The organism is Fodinibius roseus (genome assembly GCF_900129315.1).
Classification (GTDB): domain Bacteria; phylum Bacteroidota; class Rhodothermia; order Balneolales; family Balneolaceae; genus Fodinibius; species Fodinibius roseus.
On sequence record NZ_FQUS01000016.1, the window covers coordinates 47,108 to 73,963 of the forward strand.

Here is a 26,856-nt window from a genome sequence, read left to right on the forward strand (position 1 = left end):
GAAAAAAATAAAAACGTTGACTTGACAGCAGCTTTCAGCTATGTTATTCATTAACGTCTAAGAACCAATTGACCGATGCAGTTACAACAATTTTACCGACATCAACAGGGGTTCTTTTTCATGCTGGTGATTACATTCATCACCCAGGCTTGCACATTTAGTGCTAAGTCAAACAGCCCGAATATTCCTGTTCTACAGGCTGCAGAACAGGAAAAAGCCTTGGGAGAGATTCGTTCTTCCGAAAAAGTCCTCCCGCAACAGGATCCATTTGAAGATGTTTCGGTTGATGTCCTGCTTGACGAAATGACGCTGCGGGAAAAAATAGGGCAGCTATTCTTTATTCGGGCCAACGGCCATTTTAAAAACGTCGGCGACGAGTCGTACCGGCAGCTGGCTTCAAAAATAAAACACTATAAGGTAGGTGGAATCGTCTTCTTCAAAGGAAGTATTTACGGGCAGACGGTCCTTACCAACCGGCTCCAAACCATCAGTGATACTCCTCTCTGGATCACCCAGGATATGGAGTTCGGGGCCGCCATGCGTGTTGAAGAGACCACGCGCCTTACCCCGGCAATGGGGATTGCAGCAACCCAGAATCCCGACTACGCCTACCTGGCCGGCAAGGTTACCGCGAGGGAAGCCGACGCCCTGGGCGTACATCAAATATTCGCACCGGTGCTGGACGTCAACAACAATCCCCGCAACCCGGTAATCAATGTGCGTTCTTTTTCCGGCAATCCCGATACGGTAGCCCTGTATGGACAGCAATTTATGAAGGGGGTACAGTCGGAGGGTATCGTCTCCACGGCAAAGCATTTCCCTGGTCACGGCGACACAGATACCGATTCGCATCACTCCCTCCCGGTCATCAACCACGACTACGAGCGCTTGCAATCGGTAGAACTGCTTCCTTTTAAAAAAGTTATCGACGAAGGCATAGAAAGCGTGATGAGCGCCCATATCGCATTTCCCAGGATAAGTTCCAATCCCCGTTTGCCCGGCACGCTCGACCCGTCCATTCTTAACCGTATTTTGGTTGATTCCCTTAATTTCGACGGTCTTATCGTAACGGACGGCCTTGAGATGCGAGGGATATCGGCTCACTATTCACCGGGCGAAGCGGTGGTCATGGCTCTCAAAGCCGGGGCCGACATGATGCTGCTGAGCCTGGATGAAATAACGGCCATCCAGGAGGTGGAGCGGGCTGTCGAACGCGGGAATATCACCGAAGAACGCATTGACCGGTCGGTCCGAAAAATTCTGGCAAAGAAAAAAGAAGCGGGATTATTCCAAAGCAGGCAAACCGATATCGATCTGCTTAATTTCAGGGTTAACAGCCCGGAAAACCGACAAATCGCAGATGAAATAAGCAGGAAGTCACTGACATTGCTGAAAAACAATAATGATATCATACCCCTCAGACCCAATGAATACCCACGGGTACTGGTTGTATCTGTAACGGACACGGACAACGACGAGAAGGGAGCTGCGCTGGCCGAAGAGATGCGCACTTATCATCCTGCCGTCCGTCACCGGGTTTTCTACCGGGGAATTAGTGCAAGGGAAAAACAAAATATCCTGCAACAGGCCCGCTGGGCCGATCTTATTGTCATCGGTGCGCATATGTATATCAACGCCAGCGGAAATAACCAGTTCAACTCCTCCCAGCGCCGGCTACTCCACCAGCTTCCCTCCCAAACTCCCAAAGCGCTGGTTACCTTTGGCAATCCTTATGCCGTCGGGGACCTGCCGGATGCTGACGTACAATTGCTGGCATGGGACGGTTCCGAGCACCAGCTTAAAAATACGGCTCCCGCCCTCTTCGGAGCTTCTGCCATCGGGGGTCGTCTTCCCATTGACATACCGGGGGAGTACGCCATGAATGAGGGACTATCCCTTCCGCAAACTACGGTCCGGTTCGACAAGCCGGAATCAGTGAACTTTTGGGCCGATTCCCTCTACAAGGTTGACAGGATCATGCATGAAGCTATCTATGACTCAACCTTTCCCGGCGGGGTGGTCACCGTCTTGAAAGACGGGGTGGTCGCTTACCAAAAGGGCTTTGGTTATGAAACCTATCAAAAGCTCAACCCGGTGCATACCAATGATGTCTATGACCTGGCTTCGCTTACCAAAATCATGGCTACCACAACCGCAATGATGAAGCTTGTCGACGAGGGTAAGATACGCCTGGATGACAAAGTAAGTGCCTATTTCCCGGAGTTTAGCGCGGGTCTAAAAAGCGGGGTTACCATTCGCCACCTCTTGCTGCACACTTCGGGACTCCCTCCCTTCCGCATCTATATAGACAAGCTTAAAACACGCCGGGCCCTTGTCGAGGCAGTCAAAAATGAGCCGCTGATCTATGAGCCCGGGGCGACTTATAAATACAGCGACCTGGGGTTCATCCTGATGGGGGAAATAGTCAGGGAAGTAACGGGCATGCGGTTGGATAACTATTTGCAGCGGACCTTTTACCAGCCATTGGGCATGAATAACACCCGATTTAACCCGCTTGAGGCAGGAGAAACGTTCGCTAAACGGATTCCGCCCACCGAAAAAGATACTATCTATCGCCATAAAACCGTACGGGCCCAGGCTCACGACGAACGCGCTTACTACATGGACGGGGTTGCCGGTCATGCCGGACTTTTTTCCAGCGGTTCGGATATCGCCATCTTTACCCAGATGCTGCTTAACAAAGGTTCATACGGAGGAAAACAGTACCTGGCGCCTAAAACGATAGAACTGTTCACCAAACGGCAGTCGGAACTTGTCAACCGCGGATACGGTTTTGACCGTAAGGACGAGGAAGGAGAAAGCACAGCGGGAACGCTCGCCAGTGAAGAGGCTTTCGGACATACCGGCTTTACCGGGACCAGCTTCTGGGTTGATCCACAGCGCGACCTGGCGATTATCATCCTGACCAACCGAACATATCCCTATCGCTCTTATGGTAGGAACATCAGCAAGATACGGGCAAAGGTGGCGGATGCCGTAATTTCTTCAATTATTGAGTAATGGTATTGATATATGGATATCCGTAATATTTTTGCAGCAAGCTATGTCCCGTATTCCCGGCGGCCTGAAGCGGCCGTAGTTTACAGCAGCGAGGGACGCTATTTTGCCGGCAAGCGCATAGAAAATGTTTCCTATCCCCTATCGATCGGTGCTGCCCAAAATGCACTGTTTTGCTGTCTGAGTGAGGGGGATACGCCAAAGGAACTGATGACCACCGATCCCGGCGACCGGTTGCTCCCTTACTGGAAAGAAGAATATGGCGTTGGTCTGAGTACGCTGGATGCAGAAGACTTCCCTGATTTTAACTTTTTTGGCGTCGTTATAAATAAAGAATCTGACCCTGCTGCTGTTTTACCGTCCCTGCTGGACCGCGCTCTTGTCGAATATTCCAATTTCCCGGTTGCCGCACTTGTCGAAACAGAAACGGGATACATAGGCGGAGTGAATATTGAGTGCTCTTCCTGGAATATGGGACTCTGCGCCGAGCGGGTAGCCATCATGAAAGCTTTGACCTACAGCCGGGCCGAGCTTGGAGACCTCCATATCCAGAGCCGTGACGGTGAATTCAGCAGTCCCTGCGGTGCCTGCCGGCAAGTCATCAACGAACATCTGTCCAGCCGACGGGTTCACCTTTATAACACTGATCATTCGCGATCTATCCATTTTAGCGAAGATCTGCTTCCTTTTAGCTTTTATTCACCCTCACTTTCGAATTCATAACCTTTCGTACCCTTTATGCGCTATCTTGCTGCGTTAGATCATGATCACCTTGACAACGGCGTTTTTCTCACTTCGCTGGCACGGTCGCTCTCGGAACAACAAAAAGACCGGCAACAGCGCTCTGTTATCGTACATACCGACAGCGCCTATACCGACCGCATCATTCAAACGGGCGTGATGCGTGAAAAAGCGACCGTACGAAGTCTCAAAGATCTCAATAAAAGGCTTGTGGCACTCTTCGCGGACCAGGGGGTTTCGACCATCGGTATTAATCCCTATAAGCGAAACTTCATCACCCTGCAAGATAATGAGCTTTCCCTGGATCACTCATTTTTAGAGGATCTCCCCCGTCAACCTGTACTGTTGCTTTCTACGCTGGTCCAGGATCTCGAACGGAACCGGCAAACGACCATTGAACTGCCACGCATGCTCCGCTTCTTGCGGGAGGAGATCAGGCCGGATGAACTTTTTATCTTTTCGAAATCTGATGAGGCCGAAATCTTCACGAATTCCGATCATCCCGATAACATCCAATGGGATACGATGGAGCCGTCATTCCGGGAAACGCAAATTCCCGATGAATTTAAAACATTCAACCACCGCGTACGCCTCACAACAGCCCGGGATTTCCACCGCCTACCGGGGACCAATCACACTATTTTAATCGATTAGCCATTACTTTTTAACTCTTCGACCCATTATTTTTACAATTTTAACACCTAAAAACAAAAAAAAGCCTACATAATGTATTAAAATGGGGATTTTAACTTGACACGCCAATTGCATATACATAGATTCGACCATATCAATGATGATAGCTATGATCATCATCGAGTGATTTTGATTAATATTAATACAAAATAAAACGGAGTCTACAATGAGCCGATACGATGAAATGAATGAATTATTAGATCAGCTGGAACCTGACATTACCAAGTTCTACGAAAAAGGCAATAAAGCTGCCGGTACCCGTGCTCGAAAAACTCTTCAGGCAATGAAGAAAAAAGCACAAGAAATTCGTATGGAAATACAAGAATGGAAAAATACCGGGAAGGTATAAAAATCTTCTTTTTTCTACTACAGGGGACTTCTGGAAAGGAGTCCCCTTTTTTTATTTTATGTATTTTGTCAGTAGATGAGGTTGTTATTAGGCTTTTCTTAACCACTTTTGGTTCTCCAAAAGTGGTGCAAAAACGACCGGCTGAGGGTTCTTCGCCTGAGCGGAGCCTGCGCGAACCTGTAAAAAGGCAAAACTCACTCCCTCCGGTCGCTCAAACAAGCCTATTTACGGCCGGTTCGCGTCCTCCACTCCGGGCGGCTCACAACCCGAGGCCGGAAGAATAATTTTCATGGGATAAATAATCCGGCCTTGAAAAGTAAGCGCCCTGGGTGGCGGGCGTAAGGCGGAGGAATAAGAAAAATATTTGTCTGAGCCCGACCGTGTCGGGTGAGTTTATATTTTTCTCCGGAGGCGATGCGACCGCCGGGCGCTGAGTTTTCTCAGCCTTGATCTTTTCCGCACCTTTTGGTTCAAGCCAAAAGGTGCAAAGAGTTTATCAAGGAAAAAAGTAACTATACAAATTATTATACCTTCGTTGACATTTTTTCTGACAGACCTTCCCTGTTTTTTTTAATAACGCGGTTATAAGCCATTAACACAGCTTCGGTTACTTTCGCATTGAGGACTTCTGCGTGTTCCTTCACTTCAGACACAGCATTGTCAGGGGCATACGGCTGTCCCACAATCTTCAATCCGGGAATATCACCGCTGCTATCACCGATATAGGCCACTTCACGGGGAGTGATGTCCATCAGTTCACAAAGCCGGAGGATGCCGTTCTCTTTATTGTTATCCGCAAGGATGATATTTATCGATACTTCCGTTTTGTGTACTTCAAAAATAGGATAACCCTTTGCGACATATTCCTTAATAGCGGGAAATGCATCGTCAATCACCTCTTTTTCCGGGTGAATCAACCCGGCATCCATTTTTTTGGTAAATTCAAGAATCATTCCGGGATATTCCGGTATTATTTCCCGTTCAAGCCATGCTTTAAGTTCATCCACCTGCTGCTGCGCCTTTTCATCAAAGACCGGCAAAAATTGAACTTCATAGTTTTCAATACTGCATACACCCGCACTTTCGAATACCGCCGGATGTGTAACATTCAGCCATTGCGCCACCGCCTCTACATAAGGCAGCGGGCGTCCCGAACAGATAGTCAGTGGCGGAACAGCGATATCATTGACATGCTGGTCATTCAGCCTCCGGATTTCGGAAAGAAGATTCCAATCGGGTGATTTAAAAGGAGTGGAAACACAACCATCGAGGTCCGTGATAAAGAGTTTGATCATTGGTTAAAAAAGTTACGTTTAATAAAATTATGCTTGGTCGCTGCCTGTTTCTTCCAAATACTTAAAAGCGCGTGTTCAAGATTCTTTAGCGGTATAGTATGGAAAGGTGATGCCGACGATGACAAACAACAGTCCGAAGCCGGCCAGCCACTGGAATTGGTTTTTAAAATCAGCATACTCCTGGCTGGCAAATTCTCCCTGTTGAAGTTCATCCAGACGTCCCAAAAACGCATCGATCCCCGAACTTCCACTCCGGATCTCATAATATTCCCCATCCCCCTCATTCGCAATCGATCGAAGAACTTCTGCCTCGAGGTGCGTATTTACCACCTTGCCGTCCTCTCCTCTTTTGTACCCCATCAGGGAGCCTGAGTCGTCATACAACGGGATGGTCGATCCGGACTCCGTACCCAACCCCAACGTATAAATCGATACGTTTTGCTCTCTCAACTGTTCAAGTGCCGAGCTGTAATCATCACCATGATTTTCGCCATCCGAGATAATCATTAATACTTTGGCCGCACCTGAGCTCTGTTCTTCCCCGTCCCCGGAATCAAAGGCCTCAGCTGCGGTTTCCATCGCTGCGCTGAAATCCGTAGATGACGTTGGCATCTGGTCCGTTTCCGCAATATTCAAAAACAGTCGTAAAGCCGAGTAATCCAGCGTCATCGGCGACTGCAGGTAGGCCTCCCCGGTAAAGACGATGAGTCCCACCCGATCCCCCTGTAATTTTTCAACCATGCGGGTAATTTCATATTTGGCCTTTTCAAGTCGACTCGGCTTAACATCTTCCGCATTCATGCTGGCGGAAAGATCAAGAGCTACCAGCAGATCTACACCTTGTCGTTTCACCTCGCGAACTTCCGTCCCAACCTTCGGTCCCGCTGCAGCAATGATAAGTAAAGCCAGTCCCACATAAAGACAAATATGCCGGATTCGTTTACCCAGTGGCCAAAATCCCTTACGCAACTTCTGCAGTAATTGCTCGCCGAAATAAGATTTTCTCCTCTCATCCAATCGCCTGTTGTACCAGTAAGTCAGCCCGATCAGAAGGGGAATAATCAACAGTAACCACAGGTAGAGGCTTTGCTGCCAAATCATAGTTAAATCGTATCAGAATTAAAAAATCAGTCTATATAATACATAACTCAATAAGATAACTGAAATTGCGGGAGTCGACAATTTTATCTGCGGACAAACAGTCGTTCCGAAGTACGGAAGCCTGCGTCCGATTATCAGACCGGTTCTTGCTCACACTCCTGGAATGTTGGGATTATAAATTCTAAAATTTTAAGAGGTCTTGGAAAAACCTGGGGTTTTATTCAACAACAACCCCTGATCGATGTCAAAACCGCAGTGTATAGACGATACATGAGGATGTTGAAATCACGAAAATATAGCAATTGGGCAAAACAGCGACTTTGCAAAGGCTCTATAAGAATTTGGAGGGCTAAGTCCTTATTATTACATTGGTTATACTTAAAATTATGAGAGGGCAAACATTGGAGTGAATAATTCAGTTGCTTACATGAACAAATAATCCTCAAAGTGGCTGTATTGTCTACATTCAGGGATGCGGTTTCCTATTCGCTCACAGTTACGCTCAAAAAACAAAAACCAAACTAACGGGGTATAAATATGATCGCTAAACATTTCATCATGTCCATAGGAATATTCACAATCACCGGTTTTCTTACCTTAAGTTGCGACAATGTCACAAGTAGCTCAGGCAGTACAGATAATGCAAATAACATAGAATCCATTGCCGGCAAAGCTAATAGTAACAAGACAACAAGCGCCCTGAGTACTTGTAAAAATGCCGGTGATACCGGTATGACGGCAGTATATGTAAACCAATCGTTAAAGGATGTCACCATCGATTTTGATAATCACAATTGTGATATGGCCATCTATTTTGATGAGAATGCTCCCAGGAAAGCATCTGTCCGTAATACCACGGTTATACAGGAAACCGGCGACAGCGGCGAGAGTACAGGTGTCTGGAATAACGGAGCGGATGTCACCGTTACACGCTCCACATTTATCACTGATTTTAGCGGACGGTTTGTTCCTATTCGATTCGACGAGGGAGCAAAGGGAACAATATCGTCAAATGAGCTTACCGGCACTCATCGCGTGGGCATACTTGCACGAGGGACTGAAACCAGTGTAGGAATCAAAAGCAATTCCATTGTCGGCAGTGGAGCTAAAACAAGCGGATGGGCCGAAAATGGTATTCAGATTGACCAGGGGGCCGCTGCAGAAGTAATTAATAATGAAATTACCGGACATTGGTGGGACGGGGAATCGAACTTCGGCTCTACTGCGCTCTTGATATTGGGGACGAATTCCAAAGTCACCAATAATACGTTACACAACAACGAATTCAGTATTTATCTTGTGGGCAACGATAACAGAGTGACCGGAAACCGGACAAGTTCTGAAATAGAGAGTCAGTCCAGTTATAACTTTAAAGCATATGGCGCTTTGGTTGGCGGATCAGATAACCACCTGGCCGGCAACAATTTTAACAGTGAAGAAAGTACCGGGGCAATTGGTGTTTATGTATTTCCGGGAACATCAGAAAACAATATCACTGGCAATCGCATTAATGGATTTGATACATTTTTATATGACGGCGGAGACGATTCTATGATCCGGGGAACACCGGCTCCTCCCCAGGAAATATAAATTGTGCTGCGGATCATCGGGGTTAAGCCCTCCATGCTAAAAAGGGCTGGGCATGCCATCGGTTTTTAAAATCAATGTCAAAATCTAATCCGGCTCATTATCTGCCAATGGAGTTTTCATCATGCCCCTTATGGTCTGGTCTTCATCCTTATCAAATTCATCGAGTCCGATCCTGATGTTTTTAGGTTCGGGATTCAGGCGGAAGGTTTGGGCAAGGCGATCCCAAAACGAAAACAGCGAGCTGTAATTGGAGTCGGTTTCGGGCTGCCACCGGGAATGATGCACCCGGTGCATGTTGGGCGTAACAATGACTGTCCGCAGGTAACGGTCAAACTTTTCCGGCAGCCCGACATTGGCGTGATGAAACTGAACCACGGCAAACATGATCGTTTCATAGAGCACCAGTTCCCAGAGATAGACTCCGAAGAAGGCAATCAGGGGTATCCTGAACAGGGAAGAGAAGAAAATTTCACCCAGATGAAAACGGCTGGCGGTGGTTACATCCATTTCGGTATCTGAATGATGCACCCGGTGAAAACGCCAAAAAAAGGGGATTTCATGATTGATCCGGTGCCAGGCATACATCCAAAAATCAAGCAAGAGTACGGCTCCTATGCCATGGATCCACAGGGGCATGGTGATAAATGATCCCAACCAATGCAACATTCCGAAGCCGTTCTCTTCTGCCCAAACCGAGGCAACCATCCACAATCCGACAAATACCACACTGACCAGCAGCGCATTAATCGCACCAATTACCAGGTTTCGAAATGCATGAAGGCCGCGGATCTTGAACGAATTATTAAACCAGGCATAAAACGGCTGGACGCTTTCCCACATAAATAACACAACCAGTCCGGCTCCCATCAGGATGACCTGGGTTTGCTGCAACTGCTGAAGAAGCGATTCCATAGTAATTATACTGATTATATTAAAAAAGTGAGCATCCTGTCACTTTCGGTCGTCCACTCAGACAACTCCGCCGTAGAACCATTTATTCAACAGCTGGATTTTGCAACATCCACCCGGGACAACCGTCTTCCAACCGCTTTTATTTGAAACTGTGCTGCTTGCGCAGTTCTACGGCTTTATCGGCCATCGCACACAAAGGTCCCCGGCAACAGGCTGCAATTTGTCCGTCTCTGGGCAGGTCTTTGATCCGCTTTCTCTATTGTCCGGAGGGGTGGAAATTAAATAAAATCAAAATAAATCTGTATGACACAAGTTAACAAAATAGGCTTCAAGTTAAAATATTAGTATCTTTCTGGCCTAACAGGCAGCAATGAAAAAATATATGAATACGGAAAATATATCTGGCGCGCTTCTCCCCTTTCTGATGACAGCAGTGTTGCTCTCATACAGCATGGAAGGCGTATCCCCATCTGTTGCTGTTTCTTATGACTCCAGCCAGCAAGGCTCCCTGTGTATAAATGCACTTCAGGCTTCATTCGTGAAAGCTAACAATCACCCATCCGGAGTTCGGCAAAATGAGGAACAGTCAACTCCTTCTCAGGGAGCAACTGCTGTTTCCTCTACCTGCAACATATCTTTACAGGTAATACCGGTAGAAAAGCAGCATCTGGCTGCACCACATGAGAGCCGTCTCTTATTCCCTCCCTATACTTCTGTTGTTTCCTCGCAATCTTTTGTATTCCAGGAGCCTGATCCGCCCCAGACTAGTTAAAAGCCTGCCTGTACTGTATCCCTACGAACCCGCAGCCGGATTCCGTGATTCTTCACTAATATTCAACTGCAGTATTCCTTGCTTCTGACTGCCAGAAAAAGGATTCAATTAGCTAAGCGTATAGTCTGATTGACATTGAGCGGGAGGAAGGCTTGCAGGACTCCTGTTCCCGATTGGTCTGCCAGAGCCAATGGAACAGACTTATCAACAGAATCAACATATTTCACGAATTAACTTTTTTCAATATGACCTTCACCAGCTTCACAAAACAACTTCTATTCAGTATCACCATTGCAGGATTGCTTATGACCTGCGACACGGCCAAAGAGCAACTGCCAAATAATACTGATCAAACCACTTCCGATACCGCCGGAGCTCACAATAGTGACCGTGAATTTACAACTGCTCCTGATTTTACCCTCAGAACGATGGGGGGAGAGGAGTTCACCCTGTCCGACCAGCAGGGTCGTGTTGTCGTACTCAACTTCTGGGCTACCTGGTGCGCTCCCTGCCGTAAAGAGATTCCCGACTTCATGGAATTGCATGAAGAGTTAAAGGATGATGGCGTCCTTTTCGCCGGCATTTCTCTTGATGAGGAAGGATGGGAGAAAGTGCGTCCCTATGCCGAAGATATGGGTATAAATTATCCTATTATGGTTGATGACGGAGGCGTATCGCGTAAGTATGGACCCATTCGTACCATACCCACTACCTTTATCATTAATAAAAAGGGACAGGTCGAATACGTCGCACCGGGCATGCTCACGAAAGACAAACTGCAGCCCATACTTGAAAAACTGGCTGCCCGGTAACCACAATACGGGGTATTCGACACTCCTTAGGCGGAACATAAACTCATTACAACCATCACACCATGATCTCTGACAAAAAGAAAGAAACAAGCAGCTGGAAACGCAGCCTTATAGAGTGGGGCGTTATTTTGGCAACCGGGGCTATCCTTTACGCCACCGGCTTACATACCGAGGTGCTCGGCACCATGCAGCGCGCCCTGCTGTGGACCGGCCTCTTTGATGCGGATACATCCGAGATCACCACGACCGACGGCCCCATGCTCTCGGATGCGGACTACCGTTTCGCCCTGGAAACAACGGAGGGACAAACGGTAGCACTGGACGATTACCGCGGCGATGTGGTCTTTGTCAATGTCTGGGCTTCCTGGTGTCCGCCCTGTGTGGCCGAGATGCCGACCATCAAAACGCTCTACGACAATGTCAGCAGCCATGAAAACATAACATTCATGTTACTTTCGATGGACGAAAACAAACAGAAAGCCGTTGATTTCATGAAGGGAAAAGGGTTTCCGATGCCTTACTATTTTCCGGCCTCGGCACTGCCAAATGAATTTCGAAGCCCCTACCTGCCGACCACCTATGTACTCTCAAAAGAGGGGAAAGTTATCTATAAGAAGGAAGGCATTGCCGATTACAGCTCGCCTGATTTTGCCCGGTGGATGATAGAAATGGCCGAGAAATAATGTGATCAATCCACCCTCTGGGCACCGCTGCTGTGAGTGTAATCATAGCCGGCTTTATTTTGAGCTGTACCTTCATACATTTAAATCTGAAAACCTTAAACTGATTGAGAAGAAACCAAATTTAATAAAAAGAATGGTCTTTAAATCTTAACTGTTCACACATGCTATAAAGAATTATTATTGGCAGTAACATCCATAACTCCACTAAATACCCATACGTACTGTACAAGAAGACAAACAATTCTGGACGATCGCTATGCGAGCGGCATCTATATCCATCCGTGGAACGAAGCCCAAGCGCTTTTTTAAAGACAAAAGCTGTTACCTTTGCCTTCCGGTTGAAACTTTTTCCTCCACCCCGATGCCCAGCCTGGCAAAAATTTGTTCAGCCAAACACCATCTGGTAAAAGCCGACTGGAATAAATTAAGACCGACAAACAGCGTCAGCAAAAACCAGTAGGGACTTACGAAATATCCCAATGCCACACTTAGCGTTACAAATGTACCTGCCAGAATACGTATCGCGCGTTCCATCGGCCGCATTGTTGAACAACCTGGATTTTGAATATTCATGATATTGTTTTTTGCAGATTATTGAAATTTACTGTTTGATTAAACCGATTTTTCTACGTTCAGAGAATACGCATGGATTGGATTCTGCTGCTCGGCACCTGTTTCCCTGTTATATGCTTTGACTTCGTCAAGCACACGCCCCACGCATCTTCCATCCTGGATCGAAAAAAACAGCGTGGAATAAATGCCGTGATTATCGCCGGCGAACCAGTTTGTGATGTCCGGCTGGTATTCCTCCGTTCTGAAACCGTGAACACTGGTCTCGCTATAAATGGGTACCTTCTGTCGTGCTAAGATCTTACGGACGTCATCGGTATATTCTTCAACACTGAGTATTATTAATAACTTCATTGTATTCATGGTTTTGTGTATTAAAATCGTATCCGAATGATCGTTAGCCACCCGGATACAAGTAATATTTGGCGTTACGCTTTCTTCTCATTCAACTCCTTCACCTTGTTCTCTACCATAAAGTAGATCAGCGGTATCATAACCAGAGTGAGCGCTGTGGATGCTACCGCCCCGCCCATCAGCGAGATGGCCAAACCCTGGAATATCGGGTCAAACAGGATCACAACCGCGCCTATCACAACGGTACCGGCCGTCAACAGTATCGGCATGCTGCGTACCGCACCTGCTTCGATTACGGCCTGTTTGAGTGACTCGCCATCGTCGATCCGTATATTGATAAAGTCTATCAGCAAAACCGAGTTACGCACCATAATGCCGGCCAGGGCAATCATCCCGATCATCGATGTAGCCGTAAAGAAGGCCCCCAACACCCAGTGTCCCACCAGGATGCCAATCAGCGAAAGCGGAATGGCGATCATCATTATAATGGGGACTTTGAAATCCTGGAACCAGCCTATAATAAGCATGTAGATAATGACCAGCACTACGGCAAAGGCGATTCCAAGATCACGGAATACCTCGTAGGTAATTTGCCATTCGCCGTCCCACTTCAGGGTATAATCATCGGTCATAAACGGTTGTCCGGCAAAAATCTGTGCCAGGTTGTATCCTTCCGGCATATCGATGGCATCAACCTCATCGCCGGTATCCAGCAGAGCATAAACGGGACTCTCAATCTCCCCGGCTACCTCTGCCAGCACGTAGGTAACCCTGCGCTGGTTTTTGCGATGAATACTGGACTCCAGGGTCTCTTCCGAAACGGTTACAAGATCTGACACCGGAATCATCGCACCGGATGCCGACTTCATATACAGCTGCCTCAACTTGTCAATGTCAGAGCGGTCGGCCTTGGGCAGCCTTACCATAATGGGCACATCGTTCAGCTCTTTTTCACTATAGATGCGCGAAACAGGCTTTCCGTTCAATGCCATTGTTACGGTCTGCACGACCTGCTGCGATGGTATGCCCGACATCATCGCTTTTTCGGTATGTACATCCATCCGGTATTTTATCTGGGGAGCTTCCAGCATCCAGTCTACATCCACAATGCCATCGGTATGTTCAAAGATATCTCTCACCTCGCGGCCGACGCGCTCTCGCTCATCTCCATCGGGACCATAGACCTCGGCAACAATGGTTGACTGCACGGGCGGTCCGGGCGGTACTTCAACAACCTTTACATTGGCATCATACTTCTCGCCCACTTTCTGTACGATGGGACGAATACGCTTGGCGATAGCGTGACTTTGATCACTGCGTTCGCCTTTATCTATCAGGTTAAGTTGTACATCAGCAACATTGGGGCCCTCCCGTAAATCGTAATGCCGTACAAGTCCGTTGAAGTTGATCGGCGCATTATTACCGGCATAAATCTGGTAGTCTTTGATTTCCGGTACATCCTTCAGGCTCAGCCCCACTTCACGGGCCACGGCGTTGGTCCGTTCGAGCGTGGTTCCCTCCGGCATGTCAATGATCAGCTGAATTTCATTTTTGTTGTCAAAAGGCAGCATTTTTACCTCCACCATCCGGAACACAAACAGCAGCGTTGATGCCAGCAGCAGGACCGTCACCCCACCGATGAACAACCATCGTTTGGATGTGCTTTCCAGCAAAGGATTCATCGTACGCTCATACCATCTATAGATGAATGTCTCTTTAAGGTCATACTCTTTTTCCTCTCCATTCTCATCCTTCTCCGTTTTACCGTGCGGCAACAGGATATAGGCCAGCCACGGGGTAATAACGAGGGCAACGATCAGGGAAAAAATCATCGCCAGCGAAGCCCCAATCGGCATCGGACTCATATAGGGGCCCATCAGTCCCGAAACAAACGCCATCGGCAGCACCGCCGAAATTACGGTGAAGGTTGCCAGGATCGTCGGATTCCCCACCTCGCTGATGGAGGCGATGGCCGCCTGCTTGAGCGGGAGTTTCTTCATCTTAAAGTGCCTGTGCATATTTTCGGCAATAATAATCGAGTCGTCCACCACAATACCCGTCACGAAAACCAGTGCAAACAGGGTAATCCGGTTGAGCGTATAGCCAAACATGTAGTATAAAAAAAGCGTGAGCGCAAAGGTTACGGGTACGGACAAGAACACAACCAGGCCGCCTCTCCATCCCAGGGCCAGCGCCACCACAAAAGTCACGGCTAAAATAGCCACCAGCAAGTGCTCCAGGAGTGAAAATACCTTGGCGGATGCTGTCTCTCCGTAATTCCGGGTAGTGGTTACATGCACATCAGACGGAATCAGGGTTCCTTCGAGCTGATCAACCTTATTTTCAATCTGTCCGGCAATATTCATCGCATCGGCCCCGGAGCGCTTGGCTATGGATATGGTTACGGCAGGATATGACTCGCCCCTGTTCAAACCATTCTCCAGGGCTTTTTGATACCCAATACCGTACGAAACGTACTCGGAGGGTTCCTCCGGTCCGTCACGGATCTCGGCAATACTTTTCAGGTAGATAGGATCGCCGTTTTGTACATCTACAACAACGTTTCGCACCTCGTCTGCAGATTTAAAAAAGTCACCGGTATCTACCAGGTACTCCGTGTCGTTTTTACTGAATGAGCCCGAAGATAATTCCTGGTTCGCCGCCTGTATCTGTCCGACTACCTGCATCGGATCGATACCGTATGAGGCCATTTTATTTTTATCGAGATTGACCGACACCTGACGGGTTCGTCCCCCGTGAATATCGGTCTGGGCCACATCCTCGATCTGTTTAACCTCCAGGGCCAGTTCATCGGCTACGCGCCGAATTTCAAAATCACTGTAGGTATCGCTCCACAGCGTCAATGTCATTATCGGTACGTCATCAATGGAGCGCGTTTTCACCATGGGTTGGGTGGCCCCGTCGGGAAACCGGTCCATATTTTTTATAATCTCATTATAAAGGCGAACCAAACTGCGTTCGACATCTTCGCCCACATAAAATCGGGCCGAAACCATAGCCTGATCGGGCATGGACGTAGAATAAACATATTCAACGCCTTCAATATTCGAGAGCACTTTTTCCAACGGGATAGCAATTCGCTTTTCAACCTCATCGGGTGTTGCCCCGGGGTATCCGACAAAAATATCGGCCATCGGAACGTCAATCTGGGGTTCCTCTTCCCGCGGCGTTAAATACGTCCCGTAAAATCCCAGCGCCAGGAATACGATCATCAACAAGGGTGTCAGCTTCGAGTCGATGAAGCCCTGCGCTACTTTACCTGCAATTCCGGTTTTCATAATGCTATTGCTAAATATTTGTTATTACTGTGTACTGACTTTCTGGCCTTCGCGCAGTCGCTGATCGACAGAAGCCACAAACGCTTCTCCTTCGGACAACCCGGACAGTACCTCCACACGCCCGCCACTGGCATCTCCCAGGCGTACCCATCGGAGCACCACTTCTGAATCATCATTGAGCGTATATAAGCCGGTTAACTGGCCTCTTTCTATAATGGCCGATTGCGGCACTACAATGGCACGGTCTTTATCCGTAGCAAGTCCAATTTCGGCAAACATGCCTGATTTGACGCCTGAATCTTCAGACAGTCCGGGCAACGCAATTTCTACCGAAAATTGTCTACTGCCGCGACGGCCGGACTGATTGATATTAGCCACAACCCCTTCGGCGTGGTGGTATCCGGCGGCTTTAACATCTACAGATACGGTGTCGTTGAGATTGAAGAGCGATATTTCACTCTCGGGGACCGTAACGTTGAGCTTCATCCTATCCTTCTGCTCAAAAGCCATAATCGGTTGTCCCGGCCCGGCCATATCTCCCTCCGAGGCCATCTTTGAGACCACATAGCCATCAAACGGTGCCGTTAGCAGGGTATAGTCGAGCATACCTTCAATTTCCCTAAGCCTGCTCTCCAATGATTGAACTCTGGCTTTGGCCATTTCGTACCCGGTCGAAATATCATCGAGCTCCTTCCTGGTTGCACTCTCCTGCTCATACAGGTTGTTAATGCGATTATAATTTATCTCTGCGTTTTGCAGCGCCGCACTGGCCTCCATCAGACTCGATTCCACCTGGCCTTTCTGTGCCTGCAGGTTATCATCCTTTATGCGAACCAGCAGCTCCCCTTTCCGGACAAAATCCCCCTCTTCAAGGTCAAGCTGCGTAATACGCCCCATCACTTTGGTACTTAAATTGATCGTACGTTCACTTGTCACCGTTCCCGAAAAGCGATGGGATGCTGTTCCCTGCACCAGACCTGCGGTTTCCGTGACGACAGAAACGGGCTGATCCTGCTGAGGTTCCAACTGGTCAGAAGAGCTGCACGCAGTCCCGGCGAGTATTAGTGCTATAACAGCAGATAAAAGCCTGCCTGAAATGTTCATAATGTTATTTTTCATGGTCTTGTTTGGTTTTGTTAAAATCGATTTTCCTGATAACATTGGATTAGTAAACCCGTTCCTGTTCCAGTAATAACTCCAGTGTTGCCATACTTATATTATACTGATACAGGGCGTTCAGCCGCTGGAATTTGGCTTCCTGAAGCTTTGTCTCCGCAGATAGCAGATCCGTTGTTTTTTCCATGCCCTGCTCATACCGGTTGTTGCGGATGCGATAATCTTCGGCCGCCTGTTCTACCGATGATTCGGCAAAACGAAGCTGTTTCCGGGCCTGGTCCAGTGAACGCCGGGCCTGCTGAATGTCAAGCTTGTTTCTAAAAACCTTACTCTCATACGCCAGCTTTGCCTGCTTCAGCTCAGCCTTCGATTCCATTACTTTCCCCATATTGCTGAAGCCGCTGAACAGGTTCCATTTCAGGGTAGCTCCAATCATATAGCTGTTGCCCTGTGTGCCAAACGGAACCTCATCATTAAATTCATAACTGCCGAAAAGATTAATGCTCGGCACAAAATTAAATTTCGAAGCCTTTAGCATCTGCCTGGCTGCAGAAAGGCGGTGCTCCATGGCCCGCACCTCCGCATTGGCAACATTTGCAGGGTCTATCAAATCATCGGATAATCCGGGCCGCACCTGGAGGCTGTCGGTCGGTACAATGGTGACCTCTTCATCCATATTCAGCAGGTACCGCAGGTTATCCTGCACCGCCTGCAGCTGATCTTCCACCTTCGACTGCTGACTTTCGAGCTCCAGCACCCGCACGTTGGCGGCCAGGTAATCGGCCTTGTTAATCATCTCCTGTTCATAAAGGTTTTTGGCCTGACGTTCATTTTCCTTCGCCGTTTCAAGCGACAGGCCGATCACTGACAGCCTGTTATACATCAGCTGAAGCTGGTAATAGGTATCCTTTACCTGGTAACGCGCATAGTCAAGGGTGCCCTTCAGCTTTTCTTTTGTTGCCTCCAACTGTTTTTTTACCGCACTTCGCTCAAAAAAAAGATCGGTATTGAGCAGCGGCTGACGCAGTTCAAATTTTGTCGTAAAATTATCGTAAGCATCCGGATCATTTAGTCGCGAGGGATTAAAATCGGCCTGCGTCACCGCTTCCTGTTTTAATCTAAAACCGAATACATTCAGCGGATCATTGGTTGAAACCCCAGTCTCCTCTATGGAAAGCTGCGGTAAAAAGGCAGCGTTGGTCTGCCGGTATTGCCCGCGCATTTTCTCGACGTCATATTCGGCCTGTCCGACGTCAAAATTTTGCTCCCGGGCGCGCTCTACGGCTTCCTGAAGGGAAAGAGAGAGTTGCGGTTTCTCGGACGGCATATCCTGTGCCATCGAATATATCGGCAGCAATAAGATCAGCAGAAGAAAATATATGCCTGGTATATATGAATGATTCGAGTTCATGTTGGGAGTCATTTCTTTTTGTTGTGGATTGAAAATCCTTGCCGGGTTCATGTACGCTCACTTTTTAATTCTCGATTGTATCTCTGATCATTTTTGGATTCACTTCATAGGGTAAATACAGATGGAATCACTTTGAGGTCAGTCAGTTATTAGAAGTTTTTCAAAAACCAGGTTTTCTCAGCGAGTATTTTTTCCCAGTGCCTGATCATGCTTGAGGTTTTGATAGTTAGATTTCCATCGTCAAAGCTGCCGTCAACTTTGCTGGCTTTATCACCCTGATCAAGGATATAAGATCCTTTTGGCTCGAACGTCTTGTCAGGTTTTTTCCCCCGTATTTTTCGTGCAATATTGTGGGCAACCGTGTCTGCCTGATATTGTGCAAACACACCGGCCTTCGGCAACATTTTCCCCTCACCGATCGGGAGTGAAATGATGTCGCCTATGGCATATATATTATCATAGGAAGTCTCCAGGGTTTGCATATCCACCTCGACCCAGCCGGAAGTTCCTGTTAGTCCTGCCTCCTGTATGATATCCGGACTGGTATGTCCGGGCGTGAAGGCAAGCAGGTCAAATGGAACCGCTGCGGTGGCACCCTGCCCCCCGGGCGTTGAAAATGTCAGCCTGTTTTTACCGGCCGAAATCAGCTCATGCTCAGGCTTGTAACTGATATCTTTCTGTCTCATTATTCGGCGAACCTTCTCAGATATTTCCTCGCTGGCAAAATCCATCGGCTCGGTTTCCGGGGTATAAAGCGTTATTCCTGCTTTGTGACGAATATCTTTCTCCCGGACAAACTCATCTATAAGTAATGCGGCTTCATAAGGAGCTACCGGCGATTTATGGGGCAGTGATGACACCGCCACAGCGATTTCACCGCCTTCGAATTGTGTTAATTCTTCATAGAAAGAGGAGGCTCCGCCGGACGTATAAAAATTGTGCCCATATCGGCTGAGATCATGCCTGTCCGTCAGCTTCGTGCCGAGTGAGATCACCATATAATCCCCCTTGTACTCTGTACCATTGGAGGCAACCGTTCTTTTTTCTGGATCTATGGATGTGATCTCTCCATGGATAACTTCAATACCACCAAGCTCGACATCAGACAGATCCCCATAAATCTGTTTTTCTTCCCTTTTGCCGACCATCATCCATGTAAGGGATGGGGCATACAAACTGCTCTTTTCTTTTTCAAAGACCAAAATCCTGGCCAGGTTGATGCCATCTTCGTTGCCGATTTTTCTGCTTAGTTCTCTGGCCGCACTGACTCCACCTATTCCTCCACCTAACACTAATATGGTCGGTTTCATAATTTTATGCTTTATTCGTTGATTTTTGTTCATTCGTTTCTTTGGTATTTGCCACGGCTTTGCCGCTTGCTGCCCAGTCGGCATATCCGTCTTCGAGTCTGGCAGCTTCAAACCCCTCCTTCTGCAGATATTTGACCGCTTCATCCGCCATCAGGCACAGGGGTCCCCTGCAATACGCTACAATTTCCCGGTCCTCCGGAAGGTCTTTAATACGTTCGCTCAGTTCTTGCTGCGGGTAGGAAACCGCATCCTCTATATGCCCTTTTTCATACTCCTCTTCAGGTCTCACATCAATAACATAGATCTCCTGCCGGCTCATCATTTCATTGAGCTCATCACTGCTGATGGTCTTTAGGCTGTTGCGTCGATTTCTATAATCGTTCAGCAGCTTGCTAATCTCTTCGTTTTGTGTAAAGCCCAGCTTTCGCAGCGCACACCAGGTATCAAAGACATGCTGGCCCGCCAATTCATAATACATGTATTTGCCCTCCCGCTGCGTTTTAACGAGTCCGGATTTCTTCAATACCTGCAGGTGCTGGGAAGCATTTGCCACCGGCAATTTTGTCTGTTCTGCTATATAGGCCACCGGAAAGGAGCCCTGGGCTAACAGATCCAGAATTTCAAGCCTGTGGGGATTGCTCAGCGCCTTGGTTACCTGCGAAAGTTCCTGGTACAGGGATTTTTTGAAGGTCCGTGTGTCCATAAAAAGATTCCGAATTAGTTCATTCAATTAATTTGTTGAATGTATAATACGATAAATTTTGATTACATTCAATAATTTTGTTGAATGAATATGGTAAGAAAGATTTCCACCGTGCCGGGTCAGGTAAAGACCCGTTGCAGAACTATTTTCAAATCCTTCGCTCGGGTGTTATTTCCAATAGCCTGCGCCAATCGTTCTCTTTCTGGAATCTTGGTCGAGCGTTAGCAAATGGGGTATCATCAAGAAAGGAAGGATCACGCCTTCCCGCTGGCCGACGAAGTTGTATATCGGAATACTGTTGGGAAACAATTCACAACTTCTTTACTATAAATCTATACAAACTGAAAAATAGTGAGAGGATACTTATGAGAGATAAAAATATGCAGGGAAGTTATTTAACGTTTTTTGCAATGATTGCAACCGCAATGATTGCGATGTTCGTTCTAATGTACACAAATTCATATCAAATACTTGATCATGCCTGGTTCAGCGAGGAACGACTGTTCATGACCATGGTTATGGGTGGTTCCATGACGATTATCATGCTGGCATTTATGCTTCAAATGTATAAAAACAGCAAGATGAATAGAGCCATCTTCATCGGGGGCGCTTTATTGCTCATTGGCTCAATTTGGCTCTCACGCAGTCAGGCTACGATCGACGATGTAGACTATATGGAGGGCATGATACCACATCATTCGATAGCTATTCTGACAAGCGAACGGGCAGGAATAAAAGACCCCCGGGTGGAAAAACTGGCAAAGGAGATAATGGATGCCCAGCGGAAAGAAATTAAAGAGATGGAATGGCTTATCAATGATATCAGAGAAAATGGAATTGCGGAAACGGAAAAAGAGGCCAAAGCGCGACCGGTGCCGAAATTTCAGCCAACGCCCGAATAGGTAACGTCTATAAGGTGACGGTATCCTCTTTGTCGCTCCCATTGAGCAGGTAAACAGAATAGGAGACGGGAAACAGGGCGCTGCTGCGCTCTAACATAATCATCCCACCTCCTTAAGGTTATTTTAAGCATGCTAATGCTATATTCAGATGGATTGAATAATCTAATGAATACAACTAATAACAAAAGGTGAAAATTATGAAACGCTTAATGCTCACATTATCACTTATCTTTCTTTTTGCTGGAATGAGCATGGCCCAGCAGCAGGGAAAAATGGGAAAAAAGAAACAACAGATGCAGGAAATGATGCAGGACTCCACCATGCGCGCCATGATGATGAAACATATGGCACAGAATCCCGAATTGCGCAAGCAGATGATGCAACACATGATGAAGTCCGGGAACATGGATCATCCCGGAATGAAAGGAAACATGCAAAAAATGATGGATGACCCCCAAATGAAACAGCGCATGCAAAAGCACATGGACATGATGCAATCCATGATGAAGGATGGAGAAATGGACCCTTCTAAAATGAAGGAAATGCTGGGCGATTCATCCATGATGAAGATGCATATGATGTGCATGCAAATGATGATGCAGGGGAATACGACGAAAAAAAAGGAATGATGAACAATAAAAGGTAATAGCCATCAATAACACCACAACGGTTTATGGAACCATTTTCTTCTCTAACAGCCTATTGCCTGTACTGGATGCAGAACTCATTATTCGCATGAATGTACCGCAAGTGGACGCACTTTTTGGTATCATACAAACCTTTATCCTGGATTGGCTGATCAGTGCATTGATAAATGATGTTAGCCTGTTCTTCACCCTCGGGTGACGGCGGGATTGACAATCGGTTTTTCGCTGTGGTCGAGTATGTTCGACGGCAAGAGGTAAGCGATATATTATACATTATGTCCGACAAAAGAGAAACTCCGCTTAGTAGCCCGCCTTTAGAAGGGCATCACTGCACCGTTGACCTGCGTTTGGAGAAGCTGGGACTGGTCCCGTTTTTTCAACAACTGGCTGAGGAGCAGCTCCGCGAAGTGAATAAGAAATTTACAGCCAGCCACTATTCTAAAGGGGAAACCATTTACCGGCAGGGCGATTCCTCAACGATGCTTCGGGTGGTGGTAGCGGGAAACGTGAAATTGGTCTCTCACACCCTCGAGGGGGAAGGCGTACTGCTCGATATGCTACAGCCCGGCGATTTTTTCGGAAATCCCACGGCCGGCAGCCAGGATGTCTACAATGAAACAGCAGAAACCCAAACCCCTGCTTGTATCCTTTCGATCAGGCTCAGTGATTTTCGAGAAGTTATGAATCGATATTCCTCTGTTGCAATGGTTGTACTGGATATTACGACCGATCGGCTCAATGAATCACGGCAACGAATTCAGCATCTTTCTACCTTACCGGTAACAAAGCGTATAGCTCATATCCTCGTTACATTAGCCCACAAGTTTGGCGAAGAGGATCGTCGGGGCCTGCTGATTCAATTACCTCTTTCACGTAAAGATCTCGCCGATATGGCTGGCACATCCGCCGAAACCACCAGCAGGGTTATGAGCCAATTCCAGGAAGATGATCTTATAACGTCCGGCCGCCAGTGGGTAGCTATTAAAGACAAACCGGAACTGTTGCGCATTTCGGCCGAATCCTGACCCCCCCTGTGCATTTATTGCGTCCCCAACCGGCCCTTTCATTCAGTATCCTTTCCTTCTATAAAATTTATTTGCACTAACTTGATCCAGCTCATTTTAGTGCTGTTCCCCGCCTGTTATCTTTTGGTTGAATCAAAAGACAAACCACATAAAAGGTGCTCATTATGAATTACTTACAATCATATTTAAAAACTACATTAGCTTCCATTTTCACGTTGGTATTTATGCTTGGGTCTGTTTCAGCCGGTCAGGCGCACTGCGACCGCATAAACGGCCCCGTAGCGACGGATGCCCGAAAGGCGCTTGAAACCGGCGATATCTCCCATGCGCTTATATGGATAACAGATCAGCAAGCCGAAGAGCTCAAATCTAAATTTGAGCAGAGTCTGAAAGTTTATACCAGGGGTGGCCAGTCACAAGAGCTTGCCGAACGCTATTTTATGAGTGAGACGGTACGACTGCACCGCGAGGCAGAAGGCATGCCCTTTACCGGTCTAAAACCGGCCCAGTCAAGCTCGAAAGATATCCAAGTAGCCGAAAAGGCACTTACCTCAGGCAAACTGGCTCCTGTTAACGACATGCTGGCAAATGAAATCCGAAAGAAAACTTCGGAACTTTATACCCGGGCTATGGAAGCCAAAAGCAAGAAGGATAATAGCGTTGAAGCCGGCCGCCGGTGGGTTGACGCTTATGTACAGTATATCGTATACGTTCACAAGCTGTATCAAAACATACAGGCCGGACCGGCCCACGGCGTCGGAGAGTAATACATAGTGCCCCAGACCTGTCAGGTTTTGATACCCTGGCAGGTATTTAACAACCGTCAAATAAATATCAAACCTAATAGAGGTAGTTATTATGACAACGACAACAACAATATTGCGAAGCGATGGGCTAAGTTGTCCTTCATGCGTAAACAATATCGAATCGAACTTAAATCAGACGGAAGGCATATCCAAAGTCAAGGTTCATTTCAATACTGGTCGCATCGAGGTAGAGCATGATACTGAAACTGTTTCTGAAGAGAAGCTCGTTAAAGTCGTCGCGCAGTCAGGATACGAAGCAAGAGTCTCTCAGTTTTAAATCCATAAGATTATGAAAACACTTCAAAAACTATTCGGTAATGCATCAACCCGGAAGAAAGTACTACTGTTTGTCAGCGGCCTGCTCGTCACAGCCGGGTGGGCCGCCAACTTCTTCTGGGCCTCGTCCCGGTTGTTTGACGCCTTTATGCTGCTGGCAACGCTAACGGCGGGATTTGAGATTGCCCGCCGGGCCTGGCAGGGATTGCGGAACCGGCATACCAACATTGAGCTGTTAGTGACCATTGCCGCTACGGGCGGCCTTGCCATTGAGGTGTACTGGGAAGCGGCGGCCGTTACCTTTCTGTTTCTGCTCGGCGGCTGGCTGGAAGCCCGGACGATGAGCAAGACACGGGATACCCTGAAAGAGCTCATCAATATGGCGCCGGAAACCGCAATCCTGGTGGATGGTGAAAAGCGAACAGAAATTCCGGCCCGGGAGGTAGATGAAGGGATGCAGGTGCTGGTTAAACCCGGAGCCAAAATTCCGGTTGACGGTATTGTTGATTCCGGCGGGACAACGGTCGATGAAAGCGCCATCACCGGGGAGCCGATCCCAGCCGAAAAACAGGCCGGGTCTGAAGTCTATGCGGGAACAATCAATAAAAACGGCCGCATTTATGTACGTGCGACCAAGTCGGGTGCCGACACCACGCTGGCCAGGATCATACGGCGCGTAGAGGAAGCCCAGGAAGAAAAAGCCCCCGCGCAGCGATTTATCGAACGGTTTGCTCGGTGGTATACGCCCGGAATTGTGGGCTTGAGTATTGTATCCTACTTGTTTACTTGGGACCTGGAGCTGGCTCTCACACTGCTGGTGATCAGCTGTCCCGGCGCGCTTGTGATATCAACTCCTATTTCCGTTATAACGGGTATAGGCAATGCTGCGAAAAAAGGAATTCTTATCAAAGGGGGCGAATACCTGGAAAATGCAGGTAAAGTTACCGCCATCGCACTGGATAAAACCGGTACCCTGACAGCAGGGAAACCGAATGTGACCGAGATCATTCACTTTTCAAAGGCAGCCGATTTAGCCGGTGTTAACCCAAAGGAGGAATTTCAGGAAATACACACGGTTTCTTTGCCTGATCGTAATAATGAGTCACTCCCATTGGAAGGTGAAGAACTTCTCTATTGGGCTTCGGTAGCCGAATCTACCTCCGAACACCCGTTGGCCGAGGCCATCATAGCGGAAACGGGTCAATCGGGCCGTATCCCGGAGCCCGACCGGTTTGAATCGTATACCGGGCAAGGAATTGAGGCGGTATTGGGTGAAGATCATATTTTTGTAGGAAAAACTGAGTTTCTGAAGCAACAGGGAATCTCTATTAACGACGGCATTGAAAAAGAGATTGCGACTCTGACTAAGAAGGGACGCACAGCTGTACTGGTAGCTCGCAACAACGAACTACTTGGAGCTATCGGGATAGCCGACCAAATGCGCCCGGAAGCACCAAAAATGATATCAAGACTCCGTAAAAATGGCATTGAGCATATTGCAATGCTTACCGGCGATGCCCGGGACACGGCTGAGGCCATTGCAGAAGAAGTAGGGATCAGGGAGGTGCATGCAGGCATCCTGCCGGAAGACAAAAACGATATCATCCTTGAAATGCAAAAACAAGGTCACCAGGTGGCGATGATCGGAGACGGCATCAACGATGCCCCGGCCCTTGCCTCGGCCGATATTGGTATTGCTATGGGCGCGGCCGGAACCGACGTAGCCATAGAAACAGCCGATATTGCCCTGATGTCGGACAAGCTAATGAATATTCCGGAAGCCCTGCGCCTGTCATTAAAAACACTCGGTAATATTCGCCAGAATGTAGTGATAGCACTGGTGACAGTCGCGGCTCTTTTGACCGGAGTATTTACCGGCTCGGTTCACATGGCGGGCGGCATGCTCGTTCATGAGCTGTCCGTACTGGCGGTGATCCTTAATGGCATGAGGATAAGATGGGTTTAGCCGGCAAATTTAAGTGGTCTCAACAAATCAACAATATAGCATCATCCTCAAGTCAGCCAAATGGACTGAATTTTTTGCCCCTGGGACATGGCAATAGCTTGCGGATCCATGTCAATCAGCAACACCGGTTTCCCCATCTGGTGTAATCCGGCATGAAAGTGGCGAGTTTTAAAGACACAGGTATAAAATCCGAGCTGAATAGGGTAGCTTCTCAATCAACCGGTCTTTCCAGAGGTTGAAGATTAAAAAACTCCTCATTCATTTTAAGCTCGTTTTAAGGCAGCTCTCCTTACCATGAGTATGCATGCCGACATGCAGATTACTTAGAAATAACAAAATTTATGTGGAGACAAAGCGAAAATTATCAATCTAATTTAATATGACACCTCATGCGAGACTCCAAATACATTGTGAACGGGTTAAAAAAACAGGATTTAGAAACGGATGGTTATGAATCCTATTAAAATAAGTTTATCATAAATTAACTTTAACTAAAGAAGGGAGC

The 26,856-nt window shown here is 47.6% G+C and carries 24 protein-coding genes; 14 read left to right on the forward strand and 10 right to left on the reverse strand.

Going from position 1 to position 26,856, the window contains the following annotated elements:
- Window positions 1-75: 75 nt before the first annotated feature.
- The 4 genes from BUB16_RS14375 to BUB16_RS14395 all read left to right on the forward strand — a co-directional run bounded on the left by BUB16_RS14375 (window position 76) and on the right by BUB16_RS14395 (window position 4,801).
- Window positions 76-3,021 carry a serine hydrolase domain-containing protein gene (locus BUB16_RS14375; protein WP_073065871.1) on the forward strand — a complete coding sequence of 982 codons (2,946 nt, stop codon included), beginning with the start codon at window positions 76-78 and terminating at the stop codon, window positions 3,019-3,021.
- A gap of 12 nt (window positions 3,022-3,033) precedes the next feature.
- Window positions 3,034-3,741: a cytidine deaminase gene (locus BUB16_RS21115; protein WP_084088313.1), complete on the forward strand. Its 708-nt coding sequence runs from the start codon at window positions 3,034-3,036 to the stop codon at window positions 3,739-3,741.
- Between the two features lie 15 nt (window positions 3,742-3,756).
- On the forward strand, window positions 3,757-4,413 hold the full coding sequence (locus BUB16_RS14390) for a hypothetical protein (protein ID WP_073065874.1): 657 nt from the start codon (window positions 3,757-3,759) through the stop codon (window positions 4,411-4,413).
- 205 nt (window positions 4,414-4,618) lie between these two features.
- On the forward strand, window positions 4,619-4,801 hold the full coding sequence (locus BUB16_RS14395) for a histone H1 (protein ID WP_073065877.1): 183 nt from the start codon (window positions 4,619-4,621) through the stop codon (window positions 4,799-4,801).
- Between the two features lie 524 nt (window positions 4,802-5,325).
- On the opposite strand, the gene BUB16_RS14400 is transcribed toward BUB16_RS14395, so the two are convergent.
- Window positions 5,326-6,096, reverse strand: a complete 771-nt coding sequence (locus BUB16_RS14400; RefSeq protein ID WP_073065880.1) for an HAD hydrolase family protein — start codon at window positions 6,094-6,096, stop codon at window positions 5,326-5,328.
- 75 nt (window positions 6,097-6,171) lie between these two features.
- On the reverse strand, window positions 6,172-7,197 hold the full coding sequence (locus BUB16_RS14405; RefSeq protein ID WP_073065883.1) for a VWA domain-containing protein: 1,026 nt from the start codon (window positions 7,195-7,197) through the stop codon (window positions 6,172-6,174).
- A 537-nt stretch (window positions 7,198-7,734) separates the two neighbouring features.
- Here BUB16_RS14405 and BUB16_RS14410 point away from each other — a divergent pair.
- Complete coding sequence (locus tag BUB16_RS14410) at window positions 7,735-8,787, forward strand: hypothetical protein (protein ID WP_139240318.1); 1,053 nt, start codon at window positions 7,735-7,737, stop codon at window positions 8,785-8,787.
- Between the two features lie 84 nt (window positions 8,788-8,871).
- Here BUB16_RS14410 and BUB16_RS14415 read toward each other — a convergent pair whose 3' ends face one another.
- Window positions 8,872-9,699 carry a sterol desaturase family protein gene (locus BUB16_RS14415; protein WP_073065890.1) on the reverse strand — a complete coding sequence of 276 codons (828 nt, stop codon included), beginning with the start codon at window positions 9,697-9,699 and terminating at the stop codon, window positions 8,872-8,874.
- 370 nt (window positions 9,700-10,069) lie between these two features.
- Here BUB16_RS14415 and BUB16_RS21250 point away from each other — a divergent pair, with 370 nt between their 5' ends.
- The 3 genes from BUB16_RS21250 (at window position 10,070) to BUB16_RS14425 (ending at window position 11,966) form a co-directional block, all read left to right on the forward strand.
- Window positions 10,070-10,471: a hypothetical protein gene (locus tag BUB16_RS21250; protein ID WP_139240319.1), complete on the forward strand. Its 402-nt coding sequence runs from the start codon at window positions 10,070-10,072 to the stop codon at window positions 10,469-10,471.
- Between the two features lie 305 nt (window positions 10,472-10,776).
- Entirely contained in the window at window positions 10,777-11,283 is a 507-nt protein-coding gene (locus BUB16_RS14420) for a TlpA disulfide reductase family protein (RefSeq protein ID WP_170864409.1), read from the forward strand.
- A gap of 62 nt (window positions 11,284-11,345) precedes the next feature.
- Window positions 11,346-11,966, forward strand: coding sequence for a TlpA family protein disulfide reductase (locus BUB16_RS14425; protein WP_073065896.1), 621 nt, complete (start codon window positions 11,346-11,348; stop codon window positions 11,964-11,966).
- Window positions 11,967-12,287: 321 nt separating this feature from the next.
- Here the strand turns inward: BUB16_RS14425 and BUB16_RS14430 are convergent, their stop codons facing one another.
- The 7 genes from BUB16_RS14430 to BUB16_RS14460 form a co-directional block, all read right to left on the reverse strand.
- On the reverse strand, window positions 12,288-12,539 hold the full coding sequence (locus BUB16_RS14430) for a YgaP family membrane protein (RefSeq protein WP_211483192.1): 252 nt from the start codon (window positions 12,537-12,539) through the stop codon (window positions 12,288-12,290).
- 39 nt (window positions 12,540-12,578) lie between these two features.
- Window positions 12,579-12,890 carry a hypothetical protein gene (locus tag BUB16_RS14435; protein WP_139240320.1) on the reverse strand — a complete coding sequence of 104 codons (312 nt, stop codon included), beginning with the start codon at window positions 12,888-12,890 and terminating at the stop codon, window positions 12,579-12,581.
- 74 nt (window positions 12,891-12,964) lie between these two features.
- Window positions 12,965-16,189, reverse strand: a complete 3,225-nt coding sequence (locus tag BUB16_RS14440; protein ID WP_073065902.1) for an efflux RND transporter permease subunit — start codon at window positions 16,187-16,189, stop codon at window positions 12,965-12,967.
- Between the two features lie 24 nt (window positions 16,190-16,213).
- Window positions 16,214-17,308, reverse strand: a complete 1,095-nt coding sequence (locus BUB16_RS14445) for an efflux RND transporter periplasmic adaptor subunit (RefSeq protein WP_170864410.1) — start codon at window positions 17,306-17,308, stop codon at window positions 16,214-16,216.
- 46 nt (window positions 17,309-17,354) lie between these two features.
- Window positions 17,355-18,644: a TolC family protein gene (locus BUB16_RS14450; protein ID WP_170864411.1), complete on the reverse strand. Its 1,290-nt coding sequence runs from the start codon at window positions 18,642-18,644 to the stop codon at window positions 17,355-17,357.
- A gap of 221 nt (window positions 18,645-18,865) precedes the next feature.
- On the reverse strand, window positions 18,866-20,026 hold the full coding sequence (locus tag BUB16_RS14455) for an NAD(P)/FAD-dependent oxidoreductase (RefSeq protein WP_073065912.1): 1,161 nt from the start codon (window positions 20,024-20,026) through the stop codon (window positions 18,866-18,868).
- Window positions 20,027-20,030: 4 nt separating this feature from the next.
- Window positions 20,031-20,729 (reverse strand): metalloregulator ArsR/SmtB family transcription factor, encoded by a 699-nt coding sequence (locus BUB16_RS14460; protein ID WP_073065915.1) that lies wholly within the window; start codon window positions 20,727-20,729, stop codon window positions 20,031-20,033.
- Between the two features lie 365 nt (window positions 20,730-21,094).
- Between BUB16_RS14460 and BUB16_RS14465 the strand changes: the two genes are divergently transcribed.
- From BUB16_RS14465 to BUB16_RS14490, 6 genes are all read left to right on the forward strand, one after another.
- Window positions 21,095-21,631 (forward strand): DUF305 domain-containing protein, encoded by a 537-nt coding sequence (locus BUB16_RS14465; RefSeq protein WP_073065917.1) that lies wholly within the window; start codon window positions 21,095-21,097, stop codon window positions 21,629-21,631.
- 197 nt (window positions 21,632-21,828) lie between these two features.
- Window positions 21,829-22,260: a hypothetical protein gene (locus BUB16_RS14470; protein WP_073065920.1), complete on the forward strand. Its 432-nt coding sequence runs from the start codon at window positions 21,829-21,831 to the stop codon at window positions 22,258-22,260.
- A 293-nt stretch (window positions 22,261-22,553) separates the two neighbouring features.
- Window positions 22,554-23,303: a Crp/Fnr family transcriptional regulator gene (locus BUB16_RS14475; RefSeq protein ID WP_170864412.1), complete on the forward strand. Its 750-nt coding sequence runs from the start codon at window positions 22,554-22,556 to the stop codon at window positions 23,301-23,303.
- Window positions 23,304-23,467: 164 nt separating this feature from the next.
- Window positions 23,468-24,070, forward strand: a complete 603-nt coding sequence (locus tag BUB16_RS14480) for a DUF6448 family protein (protein ID WP_139240321.1) — start codon at window positions 23,468-23,470, stop codon at window positions 24,068-24,070.
- 91 nt (window positions 24,071-24,161) lie between these two features.
- Window positions 24,162-24,386, forward strand: a complete 225-nt coding sequence (locus BUB16_RS14485; RefSeq protein ID WP_073065930.1) for a heavy-metal-associated domain-containing protein — start codon at window positions 24,162-24,164, stop codon at window positions 24,384-24,386.
- Between the two features lie 12 nt (window positions 24,387-24,398).
- Window positions 24,399-26,351, forward strand: a complete 1,953-nt coding sequence (locus BUB16_RS14490) for a heavy metal translocating P-type ATPase (RefSeq protein WP_073065933.1) — start codon at window positions 24,399-24,401, stop codon at window positions 26,349-26,351.
- Window positions 26,352-26,856: the final 505 nt, after the last annotated feature.

Coding starts and splice junctions, on each gene's coding strand:
- BUB16_RS14375 (WP_073065871.1), top strand. CDS start 76: ATGCAGTTACAACAATTTTACCGACATCAACAGGGGTTCTTTTTCATG.
- BUB16_RS21115 (WP_084088313.1), top strand. CDS start 3,034: ATGGATATCCGTAATATTTTTGCAGCAAGCTATGTCCCGTATTCCCGG.
- BUB16_RS14390 (WP_073065874.1), top strand. CDS start 3,757: ATGCGCTATCTTGCTGCGTTAGATCATGATCACCTTGACAACGGCGTT.
- BUB16_RS14395 (WP_073065877.1), top strand. CDS start 4,619: ATGAGCCGATACGATGAAATGAATGAATTATTAGATCAGCTGGAACCT.
- BUB16_RS14400 (WP_073065880.1), bottom strand. CDS start 6,096: ATGATCAAACTCTTTATCACGGACCTCGATGGTTGTGTTTCCACTCCT.
- BUB16_RS14405 (WP_073065883.1), bottom strand. CDS start 7,197: ATGATTTGGCAGCAAAGCCTCTACCTGTGGTTACTGTTGATTATTCCC.
- BUB16_RS14410 (WP_139240318.1), top strand. CDS start 7,735: ATGATCGCTAAACATTTCATCATGTCCATAGGAATATTCACAATCACC.
- BUB16_RS14415 (WP_073065890.1), bottom strand. CDS start 9,699: ATGGAATCGCTTCTTCAGCAGTTGCAGCAAACCCAGGTCATCCTGATG.
- BUB16_RS21250 (WP_139240319.1), top strand. CDS start 10,070: ATGAAAAAATATATGAATACGGAAAATATATCTGGCGCGCTTCTCCCC.
- BUB16_RS14420 (WP_170864409.1), top strand. CDS start 10,777: ATGACCTGCGACACGGCCAAAGAGCAACTGCCAAATAATACTGATCAA.
- BUB16_RS14425 (WP_073065896.1), top strand. CDS start 11,346: ATGATCTCTGACAAAAAGAAAGAAACAAGCAGCTGGAAACGCAGCCTT.
- BUB16_RS14430 (WP_211483192.1), bottom strand. CDS start 12,539: ATGAATATTCAAAATCCAGGTTGTTCAACAATGCGGCCGATGGAACGC.
- BUB16_RS14435 (WP_139240320.1), bottom strand. CDS start 12,890: ATGAAGTTATTAATAATACTCAGTGTTGAAGAATATACCGATGACGTC.
- BUB16_RS14440 (WP_073065902.1), bottom strand. CDS start 16,189: ATGAAAACCGGAATTGCAGGTAAAGTAGCGCAGGGCTTCATCGACTCG.
- BUB16_RS14445 (WP_170864410.1), bottom strand. CDS start 17,308: ATGAAAAATAACATTATGAACATTTCAGGCAGGCTTTTATCTGCTGTT.
- BUB16_RS14450 (WP_170864411.1), bottom strand. CDS start 18,644: ATGGCACAGGATATGCCGTCCGAGAAACCGCAACTCTCTCTTTCCCTT.
- BUB16_RS14455 (WP_073065912.1), bottom strand. CDS start 20,026: ATGAAACCGACCATATTAGTGTTAGGTGGAGGAATAGGTGGAGTCAGT.
- BUB16_RS14460 (WP_073065915.1), bottom strand. CDS start 20,729: ATGGACACACGGACCTTCAAAAAATCCCTGTACCAGGAACTTTCGCAG.
- BUB16_RS14465 (WP_073065917.1), top strand. CDS start 21,095: ATGAGAGATAAAAATATGCAGGGAAGTTATTTAACGTTTTTTGCAATG.
- BUB16_RS14470 (WP_073065920.1), top strand. CDS start 21,829: ATGAAACGCTTAATGCTCACATTATCACTTATCTTTCTTTTTGCTGGA.
- BUB16_RS14475 (WP_170864412.1), top strand. CDS start 22,554: ATGTCCGACAAAAGAGAAACTCCGCTTAGTAGCCCGCCTTTAGAAGGG.
- BUB16_RS14480 (WP_139240321.1), top strand. CDS start 23,468: ATGAATTACTTACAATCATATTTAAAAACTACATTAGCTTCCATTTTC.
- BUB16_RS14485 (WP_073065930.1), top strand. CDS start 24,162: ATGACAACGACAACAACAATATTGCGAAGCGATGGGCTAAGTTGTCCT.
- BUB16_RS14490 (WP_073065933.1), top strand. CDS start 24,399: ATGAAAACACTTCAAAAACTATTCGGTAATGCATCAACCCGGAAGAAA.